19 protein-coding genes are annotated in these 17,831 nt (G+C 69.9%); 6 read left to right on the top strand and 13 right to left on the bottom strand.

Features of this window, described 5'->3' with window-relative positions:
- Positions 1–326: 326 nt before the first annotated feature.
- Positions 327–746, top strand: coding sequence for an acyl-CoA thioesterase (locus GN153_RS13960; RefSeq protein WP_159903851.1), 420 nt, complete (start codon positions 327–329; stop codon positions 744–746).
- A gap of 51 nt (positions 747–797) precedes the next feature.
- On the opposite strand, the gene GN153_RS13955 is transcribed toward GN153_RS13960, so the two are convergent.
- The 5 genes from GN153_RS13955 to GN153_RS13935 form a co-directional block, all read right to left on the bottom strand.
- Complete coding sequence (locus GN153_RS13955; protein ID WP_159903849.1) at positions 798–1,145, bottom strand: P-II family nitrogen regulator; 348 nt, start codon at positions 1,143–1,145, stop codon at positions 798–800.
- The gene (locus GN153_RS13950) at positions 1,138–2,490 is read right to left on the bottom strand and encodes an ammonium transporter (protein WP_159903847.1); all 1,353 of its coding nucleotides are present in this window, start codon (positions 2,488–2,490) and stop codon (positions 1,138–1,140) included. The genes GN153_RS13955 and GN153_RS13950 overlap by 8 nt, the downstream gene beginning before the upstream one ends.
- A 298-nt stretch (positions 2,491–2,788) precedes the next feature.
- Positions 2,789–3,259, bottom strand: a complete 471-nt coding sequence (locus GN153_RS13945; RefSeq protein WP_159903845.1) for an Lrp/AsnC family transcriptional regulator — start codon at positions 3,257–3,259, stop codon at positions 2,789–2,791.
- Complete coding sequence (locus GN153_RS13940) at positions 3,260–3,607, bottom strand: P-II family nitrogen regulator (protein WP_159903844.1); 348 nt, start codon at positions 3,605–3,607, stop codon at positions 3,260–3,262. It abuts the gene before it with no gap.
- A complete protein-coding gene (locus tag GN153_RS13935; protein WP_159905019.1) occupies positions 3,604–5,088 on the bottom strand; it encodes an ammonium transporter in 1,485 nt (494 codons plus the stop codon). Before GN153_RS13935 ends, GN153_RS13940 begins: the two co-directional genes overlap by 4 nt.
- A 629-nt stretch (positions 5,089–5,717) precedes the next feature.
- Here GN153_RS13935 and GN153_RS13930 point away from each other — a divergent pair.
- Positions 5,718–6,770 carry an ATP-binding protein gene (locus GN153_RS13930; protein ID WP_159903843.1) on the top strand — a complete coding sequence of 351 codons (1,053 nt, stop codon included), beginning with the start codon at positions 5,718–5,720 and terminating at the stop codon, positions 6,768–6,770.
- Between the two features lie 30 nt (positions 6,771–6,800).
- On the opposite strand, the gene hemB is transcribed toward GN153_RS13930, so the two are convergent.
- On the bottom strand, positions 6,801–7,781 hold the full coding sequence (gene hemB / locus GN153_RS13925; RefSeq protein WP_159903842.1) for a porphobilinogen synthase: 981 nt from the start codon (positions 7,779–7,781) through the stop codon (positions 6,801–6,803).
- Between the two features lie 142 nt (positions 7,782–7,923).
- Here hemB and GN153_RS13920 point away from each other — a divergent pair, with 142 nt between their 5' ends.
- A complete protein-coding gene (locus GN153_RS13920; protein ID WP_159903841.1) occupies positions 7,924–8,493 on the top strand; it encodes a zinc-ribbon domain-containing protein in 570 nt (189 codons plus the stop codon).
- A gap of 46 nt (positions 8,494–8,539) precedes the next feature.
- Here the strand turns inward: GN153_RS13920 and GN153_RS13915 are convergent, their stop codons facing one another.
- Positions 8,540–9,118, bottom strand: coding sequence for a PH domain-containing protein (locus GN153_RS13915; protein ID WP_201287921.1), 579 nt, complete (start codon positions 9,116–9,118; stop codon positions 8,540–8,542).
- A gap of 190 nt (positions 9,119–9,308) precedes the next feature.
- Between GN153_RS13915 and GN153_RS13910 the strand changes: the two genes are divergently transcribed.
- On the top strand, positions 9,309–9,950 hold the full coding sequence (locus GN153_RS13910; protein WP_201287920.1) for a conditioned medium-induced protein 4: 642 nt from the start codon (positions 9,309–9,311) through the stop codon (positions 9,948–9,950).
- Positions 9,951–9,975: 25 nt separating this feature from the next.
- The gene (locus GN153_RS13905) at positions 9,976–10,641 is read left to right on the top strand and encodes a CRISPR-associated protein Cas4 (RefSeq protein WP_159903840.1); all 666 of its coding nucleotides are present in this window, start codon (positions 9,976–9,978) and stop codon (positions 10,639–10,641) included.
- A 25-nt stretch (positions 10,642–10,666) separates the two neighbouring features.
- Here the strand turns inward: GN153_RS13905 and GN153_RS13900 are convergent, their stop codons facing one another.
- Genes GN153_RS13900 through GN153_RS13890 form a run of 3 tightly spaced genes read right to left on the bottom strand, consistent with a single transcriptional unit; the run spans position 10,667 to position 12,063 of the window.
- Positions 10,667–11,257 (bottom strand): L-threonylcarbamoyladenylate synthase, encoded by a 591-nt coding sequence (locus GN153_RS13900; RefSeq protein WP_159903839.1) that lies wholly within the window; start codon positions 11,255–11,257, stop codon positions 10,667–10,669.
- Complete coding sequence (locus GN153_RS13895; protein WP_159903838.1) at positions 11,257–11,766, bottom strand: redoxin domain-containing protein; 510 nt, start codon at positions 11,764–11,766, stop codon at positions 11,257–11,259. Before GN153_RS13895 ends, GN153_RS13900 begins: the two co-directional genes overlap by 1 nt.
- Positions 11,767–12,063, bottom strand: a complete 297-nt coding sequence (locus GN153_RS13890; protein ID WP_159903837.1) for a glutathione S-transferase N-terminal domain-containing protein — start codon at positions 12,061–12,063, stop codon at positions 11,767–11,769.
- Positions 12,064–12,235: 172 nt separating this feature from the next.
- Between GN153_RS13890 and GN153_RS13885 the strand changes: the two genes are divergently transcribed.
- Positions 12,236–13,606: a hemolysin family protein gene (locus GN153_RS13885; protein WP_159903836.1), complete on the top strand. Its 1,371-nt coding sequence runs from the start codon at positions 12,236–12,238 to the stop codon at positions 13,604–13,606.
- Between the two features lie 30 nt (positions 13,607–13,636).
- On the opposite strand, the gene GN153_RS13880 is transcribed toward GN153_RS13885, so the two are convergent.
- The 3 genes from GN153_RS13880 to GN153_RS13870 all read right to left on the bottom strand — a co-directional run bounded on the left by GN153_RS13880 (position 13,637) and on the right by GN153_RS13870 (position 17,231).
- The gene (locus GN153_RS13880; RefSeq protein ID WP_159903835.1) at positions 13,637–14,821 is read right to left on the bottom strand and encodes an inorganic phosphate transporter; all 1,185 of its coding nucleotides are present in this window, start codon (positions 14,819–14,821) and stop codon (positions 13,637–13,639) included.
- Positions 14,822–14,920: 99 nt separating this feature from the next.
- The gene (locus GN153_RS13875) at positions 14,921–16,435 is read right to left on the bottom strand and encodes a phytoene desaturase family protein (RefSeq protein WP_159903834.1); all 1,515 of its coding nucleotides are present in this window, start codon (positions 16,433–16,435) and stop codon (positions 14,921–14,923) included.
- A 109-nt stretch (positions 16,436–16,544) separates the two neighbouring features.
- Entirely contained in the window at positions 16,545–17,231 is a 687-nt protein-coding gene (locus GN153_RS13870) for a DUF5828 family protein (RefSeq protein WP_159903832.1), read from the bottom strand.
- Between the last annotated feature and the right edge of the window lie 600 nt (positions 17,232–17,831).

Raw genomic sequence — 17,831 nt, 5'->3', positions numbered from 1 at the left:
GCTGCGATTTCCGACCGTCGTCGAACAGGTCGCCCCTTTCAGTCCCACCCACTTCGGCTGTCCAAGCCGGGCGGGACTGAAAGGGGCCGGAGGCTCGCCGAGCGAGACGACGTAAGCACCGCAAGGAGTGAAAGCGACTGAGGAGCGCAGCGAGTCGTAGCCAGAGAGGGAGCGAATCTCCCTCAGGCAGTCGGCGCGTAGCGCCGACGACGGCGAGCCTCCGGGGGCTTTCTTGCTGCTCGCAGCTCTCGCTCCTGAGCCCTCCCAACTAAGTACAACTCATACGTCGGGCCAACAGTTACACCCAGCGAGCGGGTAGCCCGCGTATGTCCCACGAGACGACGGTCCGGGTGACCTGGGGGGACACCGACGCCGGCGGGCTGATCTACTTCCCCCGGTTTTTCCACTTCGTGGTCGTCGGGCTGAACGACTACTTCGCGCCGGTCGAGGACCACCTCATGGAGGCGTTGCGCCGCGAGGGCCACGCGCTGCCGGCCGTCGACGCCGCGGCCTCCTTCGAGACGCCGCTGCGGGCGGGCGAGGCGGCGACAGTGGAGACGGCGGTCACCGCCGGCGAGACGTCGCTGACAGTCGACTTCACGGTCCGTCGCGAGAACGGCGAGCGGGCCGCGTCCGGGGAGGTGAGCTTCGTGCTCGTGGACGAGACCTTCGAGCCGACCCCCCTCCCCGACCGGGTCCACGAGTGCGTCCGCGAGCGCGGGGACCTGGAAGCGACCGACGGCTGAGTCCGCACCGCGAGAAACTGTTCGCCCGCCGCGTTCGGTCGCGGCGCGGGCCTACACGGCGTCGGGGCCGCGCTCGCCGGTGCGGATCTGGACGGCGTCGTCGACGGGCATGGTGAAGATCTTCCCGTCGCCCGGTTCGCCCGTGTGGGCCGCCTCCTCGATCGCGTCGACCACGTCACCGGCGGGCACGTCGGCGACGACGCACTCCACCTTCACCTTCTGGTGGAGGTCGACGACGTACTCCTCGCCGCGCCACTGCCCAGTCTTGGCGGGCTGGGAGCCCCGGCCGGAGACGTTCGTCACAGTGAGAGAGGGCGCGCCCGTCTCCGCGAGCGCCTGTTTCACGTCGCTGAGCTTGTCCGGACGGATGTAGGCGACGACCATCGTGATCTCAGTCATCGGATTCACCCACCCGTTCCGTGGTGTTGAACGTTGCGCCGCCGTCGGCCATCACGCTGTCCCGCCCGCCGAACTCGGGGTAGGTCTCGACGCCGTGTTCGGAGGAATCGAGCCCCTCCCGCTCGTGGTCCTCGGAGACGCGGTGTTGCCCGAGCGCCCGGAGGGCGCCGAAGACCGCGGCGGTCGCCAGCACCGTCCAGCCGCCGATGACGACGACGCCGGTCAGCTGGGTGAGGAAGGCGCCGGGGATACTGTCGACGACCCCCGGCGCGGCCACGAACGGGAACATGAGCGTGCCGAGCACGCCCGCGCTCCCGTGGACGGGAAAGACCGCACAGACGTCGTCGATGTTGAGCCGGCGCTCGACGAACCCGAAGACCACCGGGAGCTGTGCGCCCGCCAGCCCGCCGACGACGAAGGCACCCCACCAGGCCGTGGTGTCGGGGATGGCAGTGATCCCGACCAGGCCCGCGAGCAGCCCGTTGGCCACGTAGAGGGTGTCGACCTTGCGGGTTTTGAGCCAGGCGACCAGCCCGGCACCCATCGCGCCGGCCCCCATCGCCAGCGTCGTGGTCATCGCGACCCGGCCGAGCGTGTCGCTGTTGAAGCCGACGGTCTCACCACCCACCTCGATCACCGTCGAGGCCGCGCCGGGGTCGGGGTTGAAGCTGAGGATCGCCGCGGTACCGACGTTGAAGCCGTACCAGCCGAAGGCCAGCACGAGCGTCCCCAGCACCGCGAACGTCATCGAGTGGCCGGGGATGACGTTGACGCTCCCGTCGTCGTTGAACCGGCCGATCCGCGGGCCGATGACCCACGCGGCGGTCAGGCCGGCGATGCCGCCCATCCCGTGGACGACCATCCCGCCGGCGAAGTCCTGAAAGCCCATCGACCCGAGGAAGCTGCCCGAGACCCACGAGATGCCGCCCACGACGGGGTAGATGACCGCCGAGAGCATCACCGTGTACGTGACGTACGCGCGCAGCTTCGCCCGGCCGGCGACGGCGCCGGAGACGATGGTGGCGGCCGTCATCGCGAAGACGGCGCCGTAGAGCCAGGTGACCCAGTCCAGCCCGCTCCCGGCGAACGTCCAGACGTACTCCCCGCCGCCGGCGACCGCGTAGACGCCGGCGCCGACCAGGAAATACACCGAGACCCCGACGCTCCAGGTCAGGAGGTTCTTGGTCAGCTGGTTCGCGACGTTCTTCGACCGGACCTGCCCCGCCTCCAGCATCGCGAAGCCCGCGTGCATGAAGAATATAAGGAAGGATACCAGCAGGAACCACACCGCGTTGATTTCGTTGACGACGCCCTCGACGACCGCTGCCTGTAGTGGTGCTAGCATGTTGTCACCTGTGTCGTGTGTCTGTCACTGTGTGCGCATTCGTCCAACACTCGACAGTATATTTCCAACATCAGACACTCAATCACGGTCTGTTCGTGTGGAAGGACACTATATAAGAGTTAGCTTTACGTATACAAACAAATAGGAGATTATCCAGCCATTCGTTCGAAATTAGGAGGAATATTAGCCATATAAGGTTGTATATCGGTCGGAAAACGGGACGTTCGTCAGCGGGTTTCGGACGAACGTTGGGCGGAACCGTCCGGAACGGATACGGAACCGGGCGGGCGCGCCCGGGTCAGCCGTCGCCGTCCTCGTCGCCGGCTTCGGGGGCGAACTGGTCGAGGTCGGCGACCGGGCGGACCGGGGTGATGCGGACGTGACGGACCCCCTCTTCTCCGCGGAGACGGCGGCGCGCCCGGACCAGGCTGTCGCGGTCGGGAAAGCGCCCGAACGCGAGGATGTCGTCTGGGCCGGCGACCTCGTAGACCGTGTAGAACCGGGCGTCGTCACGGAGGGCGGCGAGCACCGTCTCCCGGACCGACGGGTCGACGTCGACCTGGAACAGCGCCGTCACCGGCTGGCCGAGCGCGGCGTAGTCCAGACGGGGCTGGTACTCGCGGATGACGCCGGCATCCTCGAGGGACTGGCGTCGCCAGCTCGCGGTCGACGCACCGACACCGGCCGCGGCGCCCAGGTCTGCATCGGCCGCCCGCCCGTCCGCGATGAGGGCGGCGAGGACCTGTCTGTCGATGTCGTCGACGTCCATCTACACGGCGTCGGGACCGCGCTCGCCGGTGCGGATCTGGACCGCCTCCTCGACGGGCATGGTGAAGATCTTCCCGTCGCCCGGTTCGCCCGTGTGGGCCGCCTCCTCAATCGCGTCGACCACGTCGTCGACCGGTGCCTCCTCGACGACGCACTCGACTTTGACTTTCTGGTGGAGGTCGACGACGTACTCCTCGCCGCGCCACTGCCCGGTCTTGGCGGGCTGGGAGCCCCGGCCCGAGACGTTCGTCACAGTAAGGGAGGGCGCGCCGGCCTCGGCGAGCCCCTGTTTGACGTCGCCCAGCTTGTCCGGGCGGATGTACGCGATTATCATCGTGATCTCGCTCATTCGTTCTCACCTCCGTTGGGAGCGTCCGTCGTTGCGTCGACGGTGCCGCCGTCGGTCCGGAGGTCGCCGTCGACGTCGACGCCGCCATCAGTGCGGGCGCCGCCGTCGGCGGCGCTGACGGGGCTGCGGCCGCCCTCCGAGCCGAACTCGGGGTAGGCCGAGACGCCGTGTTCGCCCTGGTCGAGCCCCTCGCTCTCCTCCTCCTCGGAGACGCGGAGCCCACCGGTGATAGCGCCGATGACCTTCAGGGAGACCATCGTCGCCAGCACCGTCCAGGTGCCGATGACGAGCACGCCGACGACCTGCATGGCGAGCTGAGTGCCGCCCAGGAACGTCCAGCCGCCGCCACTCGCCGCGCCGAAGACCGGGATCAGGATCGTGCCGACCCCGCCGGCGGCGCCGTGGACGGCGAAGACGCCACAGACGTCGTCGATCTTCAGCGAGTCGACCGTCCAGCGGTATGCCGGCAGCACGAGTGCGCCGGCGATGACGCCGATGAGCAGGCCACCCCACCAGGTGACGTGGGGGACGGCGCCCGTGACACCGACCAGCCCGGCCAGGAGGCCGTTGGCGGTCCACAGAGGGTCCGGCTTGCCCTGCCAGAGCGAGGAGACGGCCATCGCAGCGACCGCACCCCCACCCATGCCCAGCGTCGTCACCAGCGCCACGCGGCCGAGACCGGAGCCCGAGAAGGCGACGCCGGCCTCGCCGAAGCTGATGATGGTCGCGTTCGTGCCGACGTTGAAGCCGTACCAGCCGAAGGCCAGCACGAGCGTGCCGATCACCGCGAACATGATCGAGTGGCCGGGGATCGCCTGCGAGTTGCCGTTCTCGTCGTAGCGGCCCGACCGTGGCCCGACCATCTTCGCGGCCACCAGACCGGCCAGCCCGCCGGCCATGTGGACGACCGTCGCCCCGGCGAAGTCGAGGTAGCCGGCGCCGATGGCGTCACCGAGGAAGCCGCTCCCCGAGAGCAGGCCGTTGCCGCCCCACGCCATCCCCGGCAGGACCGGGTAGATGATGCCGACCATCGCCACCACGAACAGCACGTAGGAGGTGAACTTCATCCGCTCGGCGACGGCCCCCGAGACGATCGTCGCGGCAGTCATCGCGAAGACCGCACCGAACAGGAAGCTGACCCACGGGTTGAGGCCGACTGCCTCCGTCCCGGGGACGGCGGCCGCCGTGTCCGAGAGGACGCTGAACGCGGAGCCGATGTCCAGCGACAGCCCCGGCGTCGTGAGCATCCCCACGAGGCCCACGACCGCCGTCCCGAGCAGGAAGTAGACGATCACGCCGAGCGCCCAGTCGGTCATGTTCTTCATCAGGACGTTCCCAACGTTCTTCGCACGCACCTGGCCCGCCTCCAGCATCGCGAAGCCGGGCTGCATGAAGAAGATGAGGAACGACACCACCAGCACCCACACGTTGTTTATCCCGTTGGCGAGGGCGATGTCGGTCGCCGACTGCAGCGGTACCAGCCCTGTCAAGAGTTTACACCTCCGTTAGATACACCACGATCAGTACCTGATACCACACCAAACCGCGTCGATTTCCGCACACTCGTTTCGTGCATTACGGTTCCGGCTCAGTACATGATACGTAATAAGGCCTTGGTTTACACAATCCAGAATATTCGTTATTTAGTGGTCATATGACGGATCTTCCCAACGATATTATCGATATAAGGTGGTATTCCGTCCAGTTACGCGACGTTCTTCCATCCGATTCTGTGCATACGTGAACCGCCGGAACCGCCACCGACCGGGTCTTACACGGGGTGTTGCGGCCCGCGCCCCGAACCGGCCGCGGCCCGGGACGGGTGACCCGCCACGCCGACTCGCGCACATGTGGCGGGGCTATTGTGGACAGTCGGCATAAATATTGCCGTATCGCGCAAACGCTTGAGTTGTAGACACAGTCTTCAGGACGATCGTATGGTTACGAGAGGCGTGTGTCTGTTGGACCGGCGATTCGGGGGACCCCGGCGTGTGACTGATGACGGCCGCAGCGGGGGTGTGTCCGCGAGCGGCGCCGGTGCGCCGCCGTCCCCTCACCGGCCGGATGCGGTCGGGGGTGGGCCGGCTGCACCGCCGGGGGGAGCCCGGCCGTGAGCGGCCCGGAAACGACCGCCGAGGAGCGCTTCGGGCACCTGTTCGACCTCATCGGCGACCCGGTCGTCGAGATCGAGCTGGTCGACCAGGTCCCGGTCGTCCGTGCGGTCAACCCCGCCTTCGAGGAGGTGTTCGGCTACGACCGGGAGGCGGTGCTCGGCGAGTCGCTCAACGACTTCATCGTCCCCGGGGACGCGTCCGGGGAGTCGGAACGGTTCGACCGCCGGACGGCGCGGGGCAAGCACAACACCGGGATCGTGACCCGGGAGACGGCCACCGGTCCCCGCGACTTTCTCTACCGGGGGGTGCCCTACGACCGCGACGGCGGACAGTACGGCTTCGCCATCTACACCGACATCACCGACCAGCGCCGCTACGAGCGCCACATGCAGGTGATCCACCGGCTGCTTCGCCACGACCTCCGGAACGACCTCCAGGTCGTGCTCGCGGCCGCCGACCAGGTCACCGAGCGGGCCGGGACCCCGGTGGTCGCGGAGCTGGGCGAGACCATCGCGACCCACGCCAGGCAGCTGCTGAGTTCCGGGGAGGAGACCCGGACTGTCGAGCGGGTGCTCATGGACGACCACGAGCCGGAGCCCACCGACGTCGCGGCGCTGGCCCGGTCGGTGGTTGCGGCTGCGGACGCGACCCACGACGCGACGGTGGTGGCGTCGCTTCCCGACAGCCTCTCCGCACAGGGGGTCCCGTGGCTCCGGGACGCGCTCGCGGCGCTGGTAGAGAACGGTGCGGTCCACGGCGGCGAGGAGCCGACCATCGAGGTCTCGGTGCGGGAGGGGTGGAACCGCGTGGCCGTCGAAGTCGCAGACGACGGCCCCGGGATCCCCCGGCCGGTCCGGGCTCCGGTCTTCGAGGACCGCGACATCACCCAGCTCCGGCACAACACGGGAGTCGGGCTGTGGCTCGCCCGGTGGGTCGCCGAGGCCTGTGGCGGTCACCTCGGCTACGAGCGGGGCGACGGCTGGACGCGGGTCCGGCTGTGGCTCCGGCCGGCCGAACCCGAGGCCGACCGCCCGAACGAGGACGGCTGAGTCACGTCACGGCCGCCCGCCCGACACCGGCTACAGTTCGCGGGCGATCTCCTCGGCGAAGTAGGTCACGATGAGGTCCGCGCCGGCCCGCTTGATCGACAGAAGCGACTCGTGAGCCACCGCTTCGAGGTCGAGCCACCCCTTCTCGGCGGCGGCCTGGAGCATCGCGTACTCCCCGGAGACATTATAAGCGGCCACGGGGTGGTCGAACTTCTCGCGGACCTGCCGGACGACGTCCAGGTACGGGAGGGCGGGCTTGACCATCAGCACGTCCGCCCCCTGTTCGGCGTCGAGCGCCACTTCCCGGCTGGCCTCGCGGGCGTTGGCGGGGTCCATCTGGTAGTGCCGGCGGTCGCCGAACGCGGGCGCGCCGTCGGCGGCGTCCCGGAAGGGGCCGTAGAACGCGGACTCGTACTTGGCGGCGTAGCTCATGACGGGGACGGACTCGTGGCCGGCCCCGTCCAGTTCCTCGCGGATGGCGGCGACCATCCCGTCCATCATCCCCGAGGGCGCGACCATGTCCGCGCCCGCGTCGGCGTGCGAGCGGGCAGTGCGCGCGATCAGCTCGAGGGTGTCGTCGTTGGCGACGGTCATGTGGGGGTCATCGCGGGCCCCCTCCTCCAGCACGCCGCAGTGGCCGTGGCTGGTGTACTCACAGAGGCAGACGTCCGTGATGACGTAGGCGTCGGTCTCGGCTTTCACGGCGCGGACCGCCCGCTGGACGACGCCGTCCTCGGCCCACGCCCGCGAGCCCCGCCCGTCCTTGGAGTCGGGGACACCGAAGACCAGCACCGCGCCGACGCCGGTCTCGCGGACCTCCCGGACCCGCTCGACCGCCTCGTCGACGGGGACGCGCTCGTGGCCGGGCATCGACTCGATCGGCCGGCGCTGGTCGGCGGTGGCGTCGACGAAGACGGGCGCGATGAGGTCCTGTGGGTCGAGGCGCGTCTCCCGAACGAGCGGGCTGACACCGTCCGAACGCAGACGACGGGGACGGTCGGTGAGGTTCATACTCACTCTCGGGGTGAGCGGTTCAAAGCCCTGACGTTTGCCGGCCGGCAGTCGCGTAGCGATATATAAATCTTCGTGTGGTTTCGGTGTGTATGTATACAACAACTTTTAGGTAAAGTTCTGCAGAACATCCCGCCGTAGCATGGCACAGTGTCACAACTGCGGGGCACAGGTAGCACAGGGCGCCGCAGCGTGTCCGGAATGCGGGGCACAGTTCGCGAACAACCAGGGCCACCGGCACCAACAGCAGCCACAGGGTCAGCCGGCGGGACGGCCCGACGGCGGCGGTGTCGGCGCGGCGCAGCCTGCCGCGGGTGCACAGCAGTACTCACAGACCGCGCCCGCGAAGTCGAAGGTCGTCACGGGCATTTTCATCTTCTACGGCATCCTGGGGATCCTCGCCGGGATCGCGTTCGTCGCGCTGGCGGACGCGCTCACGGCAGTGCCCGGTGACCTCGCCGGCCTGGGTCTCGCTGGCGCGCTGATCTTCTTCGTTCTGGGTGGCATCGACATCGCACTCGGCTACGGCATCTGGAACGCCGAGGAGTGGGGCTGGTACGGCGGAGTGATCATCTCCGTTCTCTCCGTTGTCTGGTGGATCATCACCCTCGCCAACGAGTTCAGCTTCCTGAGCCTGGTTCTCCTGTTGGCCTCGGTGTACTGTGTCGCCGCACTGGCGCTCGACCGGACCCACTTCGGCATCGACTTCTGACCCCGTCGGAACCCGGTCGTTTCTGCCCTCCCTCACGTCGCGCAGCTCACCCTTTCCGCTGCGCCTGCCGTTTCCGGATGAGGTTCGCGATCTTCTGGTAGTCCTTCACGCCCCCCAGTTCGAGCCCCGTGTGTGGCTGGGCGAACGGAAGCAGAAGTCCCAGCCCCGGCAGCGCACTCTTGCGCGGAAGGATGTCGTGGGAGACGGTAATGTGGCCGTGGCCGAGCACCCGCTCGAAGAAGGAGGCGCCGGTCTGCATCCCCTTGATGTCCTCCAGCCACGCCTCGTTTGTCGCCTGCGTCGTGATGCCGGTCACCACGAGGATCCGGTAGTCGGTGACGAGATACCGGATCCGGCGGCGCTTGTACCAGACGTACCCGACGATGAGCAGGCCGATGAAGATGCCGAGTACGGCGGGGGTCCCCGCCTCGGCGCCGGCACTCGAAGCGAGCCCAAGCAGTATGACAAGCCCCGCGAGAAACAGCTGTAGCGTCCAGTTGGTCCAGGCCGGCCGCTCGTCGACTATCACCTGTTCGTTCGGGAGCAGGGCGTCGACGTTCACGTCGCGCCCCTCCGGATGCCCGTGCTGTACTTGCTGCCCCTGCTGCCCCTGCTGCCCTGACATCACTCGGCCCGTCGGAGACGACCCCCATAAATCCGTCCACGGCGGCAAAGCCGTAGCGGCTGGCGGTCTCGGTCCCCGTTCGCTCTCCGGGAGCCACCCCGTGGCCGACGGCGGACCGGGCCGGCGGCGGGCCCCGGCGCCCGGTCGGGCGGCGAGACGCACTTGTGTCGCGGCCGCGTACGGACGCCCGATGGACGACCCCGACGACCGCGAGGACGCCGGTGACCAGCCGCCCGGCGGCGCGGGCAGTGCGGCCGAAGACCGGGGCGAACCGGGTGAGACCGAGCGGCTCCGGGAGGTGTTCGTCGAGGCCACCGGAACGGAGACGGCCACCACGGAGCAACGCGCCGACCGCGGGTCACTGCTGGAAGACGGGGACGCGGAAGGGGTCGTCGGCGTCGTCGCCGGGATGCGTGCCGCTCTCGGGTTCGACACCGACCTCGACGACGGGGCGCTCGCGACGGTCGTCGAGCGGTTCTACGCCGGCGACGACGACGCCGCCATCGCCGCCGAACTGGACGTCCCGGAGGCGGCGGTGTTCCGCGCCCGGACGGACCTGCACCTCCTGCGCGAGGACGACGCCGACCCGGAACTGCTGGCGGCGGTCGCCGCGGGCCGGGAGGTCGATGCCGACCCCGGGGCCCTCGAGCGGGCCGAGCGGGTCGCCCGGGCCCAGGAGCGAGTCCGCCGGACCAGCGAGCGGTTCCGGACTGCCTTCGAGGAGCGGCTGACCGACGCCGACCTGGAAGGGCGGGTCGTCGGCGACGCCCGCGCCGACGGCCTCCGGGAGGCCGCCGAGGACATCGACCCCGAACTCGACCTCGATTTTTAAATCCGAAGCCGGGACCAGACCGCCCATGCACGCCTTCCGCGACGTGGCGACGGCCGCCTACTGCCCGCGCAAGCTGTACTACCGCCGCCGCCAGCCCGCCGACGCCCGCGAGACCCCGCCCGAGGTCCGGCGCCGGCGCGCCGTCGCCTTCCGGTACCCCGAACTGCTCGCCGACGACGCGGCGCTTCGGGAGGCGCCCGTCGAGGTCACCCCGACGCAGTTCCGCTCGCGGCTCGGGAGCGCGAAGGCCCGGCTGGACTGCTGGGGGGCGCTCGCCGACCCCGACGACCGCGACATCCTCCTCTCGGGGAAGGACTGCCGGGGAGTCGCCCACAAGCGGTTCGAGGGGCCGGCGGGCCCGTCGCTGTCGCTCGTGTTCACCGGCGAGCCCCCCGAAACGGGCGTCTGGCACCCCCAGAGTGTGCGCCTGGTCGCCGCGGCGAAGGCCCTGTCCTGGGAGCGCGAGACCCGGGTCGAACGGGTCTACGCGGAGTACCCCGCACACGGAGTCGTCCGGGCCGTCGACGTGGGCCCACGCCGGAGCGCCGAGTACCGCGAGGCGGTGCGGGCCGCCCGGACGGTCGACGGTCCGCCGCCGCGGGTCGACAGCGACGCCAAGTGCGAACCCTGCGAGTTCCGCGAGGAATGTGGGGTTCGGACGCGGTCGCTGCGGTCGCTGCTGGGCGGGTGAGCGCCTGCGGGATGAGGCCGGCCGGTCAGTGCGCGTCGAGCCAGTCCTCGACGTCCGCGGCCGCGGCTCCACGGCGGTGGACCCGGCCGGCAGTCACGTCGACGACCGTCGAGGGCGTCCCGCCGGGGGTCTCGCCGGCGTCGAGCGCGACCGCCACAGCCGCCCGGATCTCGGAGTCCAGGTCCGCGACCCGGCGGGCGCTCTCCCGGCCGCTGACGTTGGCGCTGGTGGCGGTCAGCGGCCCCGTCTCGGCCAGCAACGCGAGCGCGGGCTCACAGTCCGGGACGCGCACGCCGACGCGGTCGCGCCCGCCCGTGAGGACGTCCGGGACCGCCGCCGTCCGCTCGAGGACGACAGTGACCGGACCGGGCAGGAACTCGTGCATGAACGCCCGCTCGGGCGCGGTGGCGCGGGTGTATTCGAGGGCGGCCTCGACCGTCGGGACGGCCATCGAGACCGGCTCGGTGCGGTCGCGGCGCTTGGCGTCGAACACCCGCGTGACGGCCTCGGCGTCGAGCGCGTCGGCCCCGAGGCCGTAGACCGTCTCGGTGGGGTAGACGACCAGGTCCCCGTCTGCGACCGCCGCGGCGGCGACGGCGGGGTCGGTCGTCTCCATCACACCTCGTCGAGGGCGGCCTCGAGGTCGTCGTAGTCGGGGAAGTCGGGCCACTCCTCGGCGACCCAGGCGTACCGGACGACCCGCTCGGCGTCGACGACGAAGACCGCGGGCCGGGGCTCGGAGACACCGGTCATCCCGTCGAGGTCGTGGACGACGTCGTAGGCCTCTGCGACGCCGTTTTTCGGGTCCGAGAAGACCGCGAAGTCGACCTCGCGGTCCTCGATGAGCGCCTTGTGCTCGTAGGGGGTGGAGATGGAGCAGCCGACGACCCGTACCTTCTCGGCGACCTCCCGGTCCCGAAGCTCGTTGTACATGTAGGTAGCCGGGAAGGCCCCGTCCATCGGGTGAAAGACCAGCAGGACCGGCCCCTCGGCGGTCAGCTCCGAGAGCGCGCGGTCCTCCCAGAACTCCTCGGTTACGAGCGGGCGCCGGAAGTCCGGCGCCTCCTCGCCCTCGGTGGGGTGGTCGGTCGGTTCCAGGTCGACGACGTCGAAGGGCAGGTCCACTCAGGACCCCCCCGCCGCGGCCGTCCCCTCGTCGGCGCCCGCGGCGGCCCCGCCGTAGGTCCGTTCGAGGTACTCGACGATGTTGGCGGACTCGGACATCGTGACGCCGGTGTTCTCGTCGACGATGGCGGGGACGGTCCGGCTCCCGGTGACCCGCTTGACGACGTTTCGCTTCGAGTGCAGCGCCTCGACGAACCGCGACTGGTACTCGAGGTCGTACTCCTCGAGCTTCCGGACGACGCGCTCACAGAACGGGCAGGCCTGCAGGCGGTACAGCGTGATGGCTGGCTGACTCATACGCGTCTTTCGGGCGAGGCGCGTGTAAGCCCTTCGGCGACCGGCTGACGCCCCGCACGACCGCGTCGCCGGGTGGGCCTCTGCGTCACGCGGGCCGGTTCCCCGGCCCCCCGGCGGTCCGGTCGAAAGCATGGTAACGCTTACACCCGCCGGCACGCAAGTACCGACGCTAATGACCGTTCCCCTGGCCTTCGAGGTGCTGGGCCTCACCATCTCCGATACCCTCTTTGCCGTCATCGGGGGCCTCATCATCCTCGTGTTGCTCGTGCTCTCGGGGTTTTTCTCCTCCTCCGAGATCGCGATGTTCTCGCTTGCCTCCCACCGCGTCGAAGCGCTGTCCAGCAACGGGACGAAAGCGGGGAAGACGCTCGCGGCGCTGCGCAACGACCCCCACCGCCTGCTGGTGACGATCCTCGTTGGCAACAACCTCGTCAACATCGCGATGTCGGCCATCGCGACGGGGCTGTTGACCTACTACCTGGGGAACGGCCTGTTGCCGGTGGTGCTCTCGACGGTCGGGATCACGAGTCTCGTGCTCCTGTTCGGCGAGAGCGCCCCCAAGTCCTACGCCATCGAGAACACCGAGTCCTGGGCGCTGACCATCGCCCGCCCGCTGAAGTTCGCCGAGAACCTCCTGTTGCCGCTCGTGGCGCTGTTCGACTACCTCACCCGCGCGGTCAACCGTGTCACCGGCGGGCGCTCGGCGATCGAGACCTCCTATGTCACCCGCCAGGAGATCCGCGATATCATCGAGACCGGGGAACGGGAGGGCGTGCTCGACGAGGAGGAACGGGAGATGCTCCAGCGCACGCTCCGCTTCAACAACACCATCGCGAAGGAGGTGATGACTCCCCGGCTGGACATGACGGCGGTCTCGGTCGACAACACACTGGAGGAGGCCCTGGAGACGTTCGTCCAGAGCAACCACGCCCGCCTGCCGGTCTACGAGGGGAGCCTCGACAACATCATCGGCGTCGTCCACATCCGCGACCTGGTACGGGAGCTCCAGTACGGCGAGGTCGAGGACGTCGACCTGAACGACCTGACCACGCCCACGCTGCACGTCCCCGAGTCGAAAAACGTCGACGACCTGCTGACCGAGATGCGCGACGAGCGGCTCCACATGGTGATCGTCGTCGACGAGTTCGGCACCACCGAGGGGCTGGTGACGATGGAGGACCTGACCGAGGAGATCGTCGGGGAGATCCTCGAGGGCGGCGAGGAGGAGCCGATCGAGGTCCTCGACGACGACACCGCCATCGTCAAAGGCGAGGTCAACATCGACGAGCTCAACGAGGCGCTGGGGGTCGACCTCCCGGAGGGCGAGGAGTTCGAGACCATCGCGGGGTTCATCTTCAACCGCGCGGGCCGGCTGGTCGAGGAGGGCGAGGCCATCGAGTACGACGGGCTGACCATCCGCGTCGAGCAGGTCGAGAACACACGGATCATGAAAGCCCGGATCACCGGCCTGGCCGCCGAGGAGGACGAGGACAGCGAGGACGGCGCGGCCGAACCCGACGCCGAGGCGACGACGGACGACTGAGCCGCCCCCACTCCCGCCCGTACGCTCGCCTCACAGCACGGCCGATACGCCAAGGAAGGCTCCGTAGCTGACGGCGAAGGCACCGACCAGCGAGCCGACCCACGCCAGCACGGTGTAGCCCATCTTCGCGCCGGAGACCTCGCCGCCGGCCCCGCTCGCGGCGTAGCCGCTGCCGATGATCGCCGAGACGATGATCTCGTTGAACGAGACGGGGATCCCGAAGAAGACGGCGGTCTGAGCGATCGCGAAAGAGGGGATCAGCGCGGCGATCGACCGGCGGGGTCCAAGCGAGGAGTAGTCCTGGCTCAGCGCCTTGATCATCCGCGGGGCACCGGTCCAGGAGCCGACGAGGAGACCGAGGCCACCCCCGAACAGCAGCGCGACAAGCGGCAGCTCGAGCGACCCGGTCAGGGGGACCAGCGGGCCGAGCGCGAGACCGACCTGGCTCCCGCCGGCGGAGAAGGCGACCAGCCCTCCGAGCGCCAGCAGGAAGTGTCGCTGGCTGGCCGCCGGCCCGCTGGCCCGCATGTCGTAGGCCAGCACCCCCGCGACCAGCAGCGCGACCAGCAAGGAGGCGCCGGCCGCGGCGGCGAGGCCGCCGTCGACGGCGACCGCGACGGCCGTCGCGACGGAGGTCTGTTCGTCGGGCGGCCCCAGCAGGACGAAGCCGATGTTCGCCAGGAGGAGCCCCACCAGCCCGCCGAGGACGGGCACGGCGACCCGTTCGGGGACCGACTCCGCGCGCAGCAGCCGGGCGGTCCCGTAGGAGAGGCCGCCGCCGATGACCGGGGTGAGTACCCACAGCGCGCCGATCTGCTGGTACTTCGCCCACGCGGGCGCGCCCCCGCTCGCGAGGCCGACGCCGACGACCGCTCCGGTGACGGTGAAGGCCGTCGCGATGGGATAGCCCGCGAAGATACCCACCGCGACCAGCGTCGCGGCGACCACCAGGCCGATGACCGCAGCGGTCGCGCCCAGCGGCTCGCCGACCACCAACTCCTGACCGACGGCCTCGGTGACGTTCGCCCCCTGGAGGACTGCCCCCAGGAGGCCGAGGATGCCGACGACGAAGCCCGCCCGGAGGATCGAGATGGCGTTTGCCCCGACCGCGGGGGCGAAGGGGGTCGACCCCGAGGAGCCGGCGCCGATGGCCCACGCCATGAACAGACTCGCCGCGCCGGCCACGAGCAGGACCGCGAGCGTCGGGGTTGCCATTGGGACGGGTACTGGCTCCCCGGGCCATGAGCCTACCGGCTCGCGGCTGCCGGCCGCGGGCCCGGCCGAACGGCGGCGCGGGGCGTGACCGCCGGCGGCTCAGCGGTCCGCGACGACCGCCTCGGCGGCGTGTTCGCCGCTGATGAGACACATCGGCACACCGATCCCCGGCCGGGTGTACGCGCCGGTGTAGTACAGCCCCTCCAGGGCGTCCGAGCGGTGGTCCGGCCGGAAGGGGCCGGTCTGGCGCAGGGTGTGTGCCAGCCCCAGCGCGCTCCCGCGGGGGTCGCCGTACCGCGCTGCGAACTCGGAGACGCAGGCCTCCCGCTCGACCGCGATCCGGCCGCGCAGGTCGACGCCGGTGTGGGCGGCGATATCGTCGAGGACCTGCTCGCGGAACCGCTCGCGGGCCGGGTCGTCGTCCTCGAGGCCCGGGGCGATGGGCACGAGCACGACCACCGTGTGCCCGCCCTCGGGGGCGACCGCGTCGTCGGTCGTCGAGGGCACGTTGACGTAGTAGGCGGGGTCCTCCGGCCAGCGCGGCTCCTCGAAGATGGACTCGAAGTGGCTCTTCCAGTCCGTGGGGAGCACCAGCGTGTGGTGTGCGAGGGGGTCGACGCCGCCCTCGACGCCGAGATAGAGCATGTACGCCGAGGGGGCGAGCGTCCGGCCCTCCCAGTAGCCCTCGCCGTGCTCGCGGCGACCCTCCGGGAGGAGTTCGCGCTCGACGTGGGCGGGGTTTGCGTTGCTGATGACGGCGTCGGCGGCGACCGGCCCCGCGTCGGTGTCGGTGCGCAGCCCCGCGCCGTTACGCTCGACCCGGCGGACCGGCCGGCCGGTTTCGACCGTCGCCCCCAGGTCCTCGGCGAGTTCGACCATCCCCTCGACGACGCTGTACATCCCGCCCTCCGGGTAGTAGACGCCGAGGTTGAAGTCGACGTGGCTCAGCAGGTTGTACAGCGCCGGCGTGTTGTACGGCGACCCGCCCAGAAAGACCAGCGTGTACTGCAGTAGCTGACGTAGCTTGGGGTGGTCGACGTAGTCCGCGACGTGGTCGTTCATCGTTCCCAGAAGCGAGAGTCCCCGGGCAGACTTGAGCACGTCCAGGTCGACGAAATCGCGCAGCCGCCCGCGGTCCTCGTAGACGAAGCGGTCCATGCCCACCTCGTAGGTGTACTCGGCCTCGTCGAGGTAGGCCTCCAGCGCCTCGCCGGCACCGTCCTCGTAGGAGTCGAAGAGGGCGCGGTTGTGGGCCATATCCGGCCGGACGTCCGCACGGTCGCCGTCCTTCCAGAACACCCGGTAGTGGGGGTCGAGGTGGACCAGGTCGTAAAAGTCCTCGGGCGAGCGTCCGAAGTGACCGAAAAACCGCTCGAAGACGTCGGGCATCAGGTACCAGGAGGGACCGGTGTCGAAGGTGTACCCGTCCTCGACGAAGCGGTTGGCGTGCCCGCCCGGCCGGTCGTGCTGTTCGAGGACGCGGACGTCCGCGCCGGCGTCAGCCAGGTAGGCCGCCGCCGCGAGACCGCCGACCCCCGCGCCGACGACGGTGACCTCGCGGCCGCCGACGTCGCCACGGTCGCCACTGCCGGACCCGAGTATGTCCAGGCTCATCGGACGGCAGTAGGGACCGGACGGCCGAGTAAAAGGTCCCGAACGACTGGGGGTGACGACCCCCGTGCTGCGGCGTCGGGTGGCGCGGTTGCCCGCCCGGTGACGGGGGCTAGTTGGTGTCGGCGTCGGCGGGCGTGCCGTTGTCGGGTGCCTCGGCGCCCTCCGCGGCCTCGGCGGTCTCGGTGGCCTTCTCGGTGTCGACGTGCCAGCGGTCGACCTCGGACTCGTAGTCGGCCAGCCTGTTCGAGACGTGGACCTTCAGGTCGTCGTCGTTGACGTTGACCTCGAAGACGTACTCGTCGGCCCCCCGGACCTGCTGGAGGTTCGCGCTGATGAGTTCGTTGTCGAAGTAGTAGGGAGCGATCTGGGTCATCACGTTGCGGTAGACGGCGTTCTCGACCGTGCGGATGGCCTTCCGCCCCGCCGAGTCGGCCGCGCGGGCCACGTAGTCGATGCTCTCGCCCCACTTGCCGACGGCCTCGTCGGGCTCGTCGAGGTTCTCGTAGGACTCCGCGAGCTTCTCGCCGGCGGTCTGAAGGTCCTCGTCCGGACCTTTCCCTTCCTTCTCGCCTTCCCCTTCGGCGACGCTTGCCTGCGCCGCGGTCTTCTCGTTGACGTCCTCGTCGATGCGCTCGTGGCTCTTGGGACGCCACTCGTCGAATTCGTCGAGGGCGTCCCCGAGGTCGATCCCCTCCTCGTCGGCGACTTCCTGCAGCGCGCGCGTGATGCGCTCGCCGTGCTCGACGATGGCCATCCAGTCACCGCGGGTCTTGAATCCCGAGACGCTCTCTTCCATGGTCACGCGGGGTCTCTTGCCCCCCCTATTCGTATCGAACCGAATAAGGGTTGTCACACGCGGCCCGCCGGGCGGCCGGCTGCCCCCCTCCCCCCTTTCTCGCGGCGGTCACCCGTTCCCGGGAGCCAGGCGCCGTGCCGTCAGTCGCCACCTGCGGCCACCTCCGCGAGAGGCTCGCGGCCGGTCAGTCGTCGCTGGCGGCTGCCTCCGGAAGTGGCTCAATAGCGATCTCCACGTCGACGCCCTCGACCTCCCGAGGCCACCTTTTTCTCCTCGGGTGGCTCGTTTCACTCACCACCGCGTGGCGGCTCCGCCGCCACGGCATCCGGGTGCGGGCCGTCGGCCCGCACCCCGCTCGTCGAAAAACGTGGGCGAAAAAGCCGGCCGCTCGTCGTTCCACGCCGCTCCCGATGGTGGGGCCCGCCCCGCACGCCGCCCGTGAGTGGTGGCGGGGGGGGGGGGGCGGGGGCGGGCGGGCCCCCCCCCGCCCCCCCCCCGACCCCCCGGCCGGTGCCTCTGCCAGTTCCAGCCGCGCGTCGGCCATGCCGGCGTTGGTCGGCCCTTCGGACTTAAAATCTTGTGCGCAGGAATGATCGTCCA

The organism is Salinirussus salinus (genome assembly GCF_009831455.1).
Classification (GTDB): domain Archaea; phylum Halobacteriota; class Halobacteria; order Halobacteriales; family Haloarculaceae; genus Salinirussus; species Salinirussus salinus.
Note: the sequence above shows the minus strand (reverse complement) of the source record. Positions and strands in the feature narration are given on the sequence as shown.

Coding starts and splice junctions, on each gene's coding strand:
- GN153_RS13960 (WP_159903851.1), top strand. CDS start 327: ATGTCCCACGAGACGACGGTCCGGGTGACCTGGGGGGACACCGACGCC.
- GN153_RS13955 (WP_159903849.1), bottom strand. CDS start 1,145: ATGACTGAGATCACGATGGTCGTCGCCTACATCCGTCCGGACAAGCTC.
- GN153_RS13950 (WP_159903847.1), bottom strand. CDS start 2,490: ATGCTAGCACCACTACAGGCAGCGGTCGTCGAGGGCGTCGTCAACGAA.
- GN153_RS13945 (WP_159903845.1), bottom strand. CDS start 3,259: ATGGACGTCGACGACATCGACAGACAGGTCCTCGCCGCCCTCATCGCG.
- GN153_RS13940 (WP_159903844.1), bottom strand. CDS start 3,607: ATGAGCGAGATCACGATGATAATCGCGTACATCCGCCCGGACAAGCTG.
- hemB (WP_159903842.1), bottom strand. CDS start 7,781: ATGAACCTCACCGACCGTCCCCGTCGTCTGCGTTCGGACGGTGTCAGC.
- GN153_RS13920 (WP_159903841.1), top strand. CDS start 7,924: ATGGCACAGTGTCACAACTGCGGGGCACAGGTAGCACAGGGCGCCGCA.
- GN153_RS13915 (WP_201287921.1), bottom strand. CDS start 9,118: ATGTCAGGGCAGCAGGGGCAGCAGGGGCAGCAAGTACAGCACGGGCAT.
- GN153_RS13910 (WP_201287920.1), top strand. CDS start 9,309: ATGGACGACCCCGACGACCGCGAGGACGCCGGTGACCAGCCGCCCGGC.
- GN153_RS13905 (WP_159903840.1), top strand. CDS start 9,976: ATGCACGCCTTCCGCGACGTGGCGACGGCCGCCTACTGCCCGCGCAAG.
- GN153_RS13900 (WP_159903839.1), bottom strand. CDS start 11,257: ATGGAGACGACCGACCCCGCCGTCGCCGCCGCGGCGGTCGCAGACGGG.
- GN153_RS13890 (WP_159903837.1), bottom strand. CDS start 12,063: ATGAGTCAGCCAGCCATCACGCTGTACCGCCTGCAGGCCTGCCCGTTC.
- GN153_RS13885 (WP_159903836.1), top strand. CDS start 12,236: ATGACCGTTCCCCTGGCCTTCGAGGTGCTGGGCCTCACCATCTCCGAT.
- GN153_RS13880 (WP_159903835.1), bottom strand. CDS start 14,821: ATGGCAACCCCGACGCTCGCGGTCCTGCTCGTGGCCGGCGCGGCGAGT.
- GN153_RS13875 (WP_159903834.1), bottom strand. CDS start 16,435: ATGAGCCTGGACATACTCGGGTCCGGCAGTGGCGACCGTGGCGACGTC.
- GN153_RS13870 (WP_159903832.1), bottom strand. CDS start 17,231: ATGGAAGAGAGCGTCTCGGGATTCAAGACCCGCGGTGACTGGATGGCC.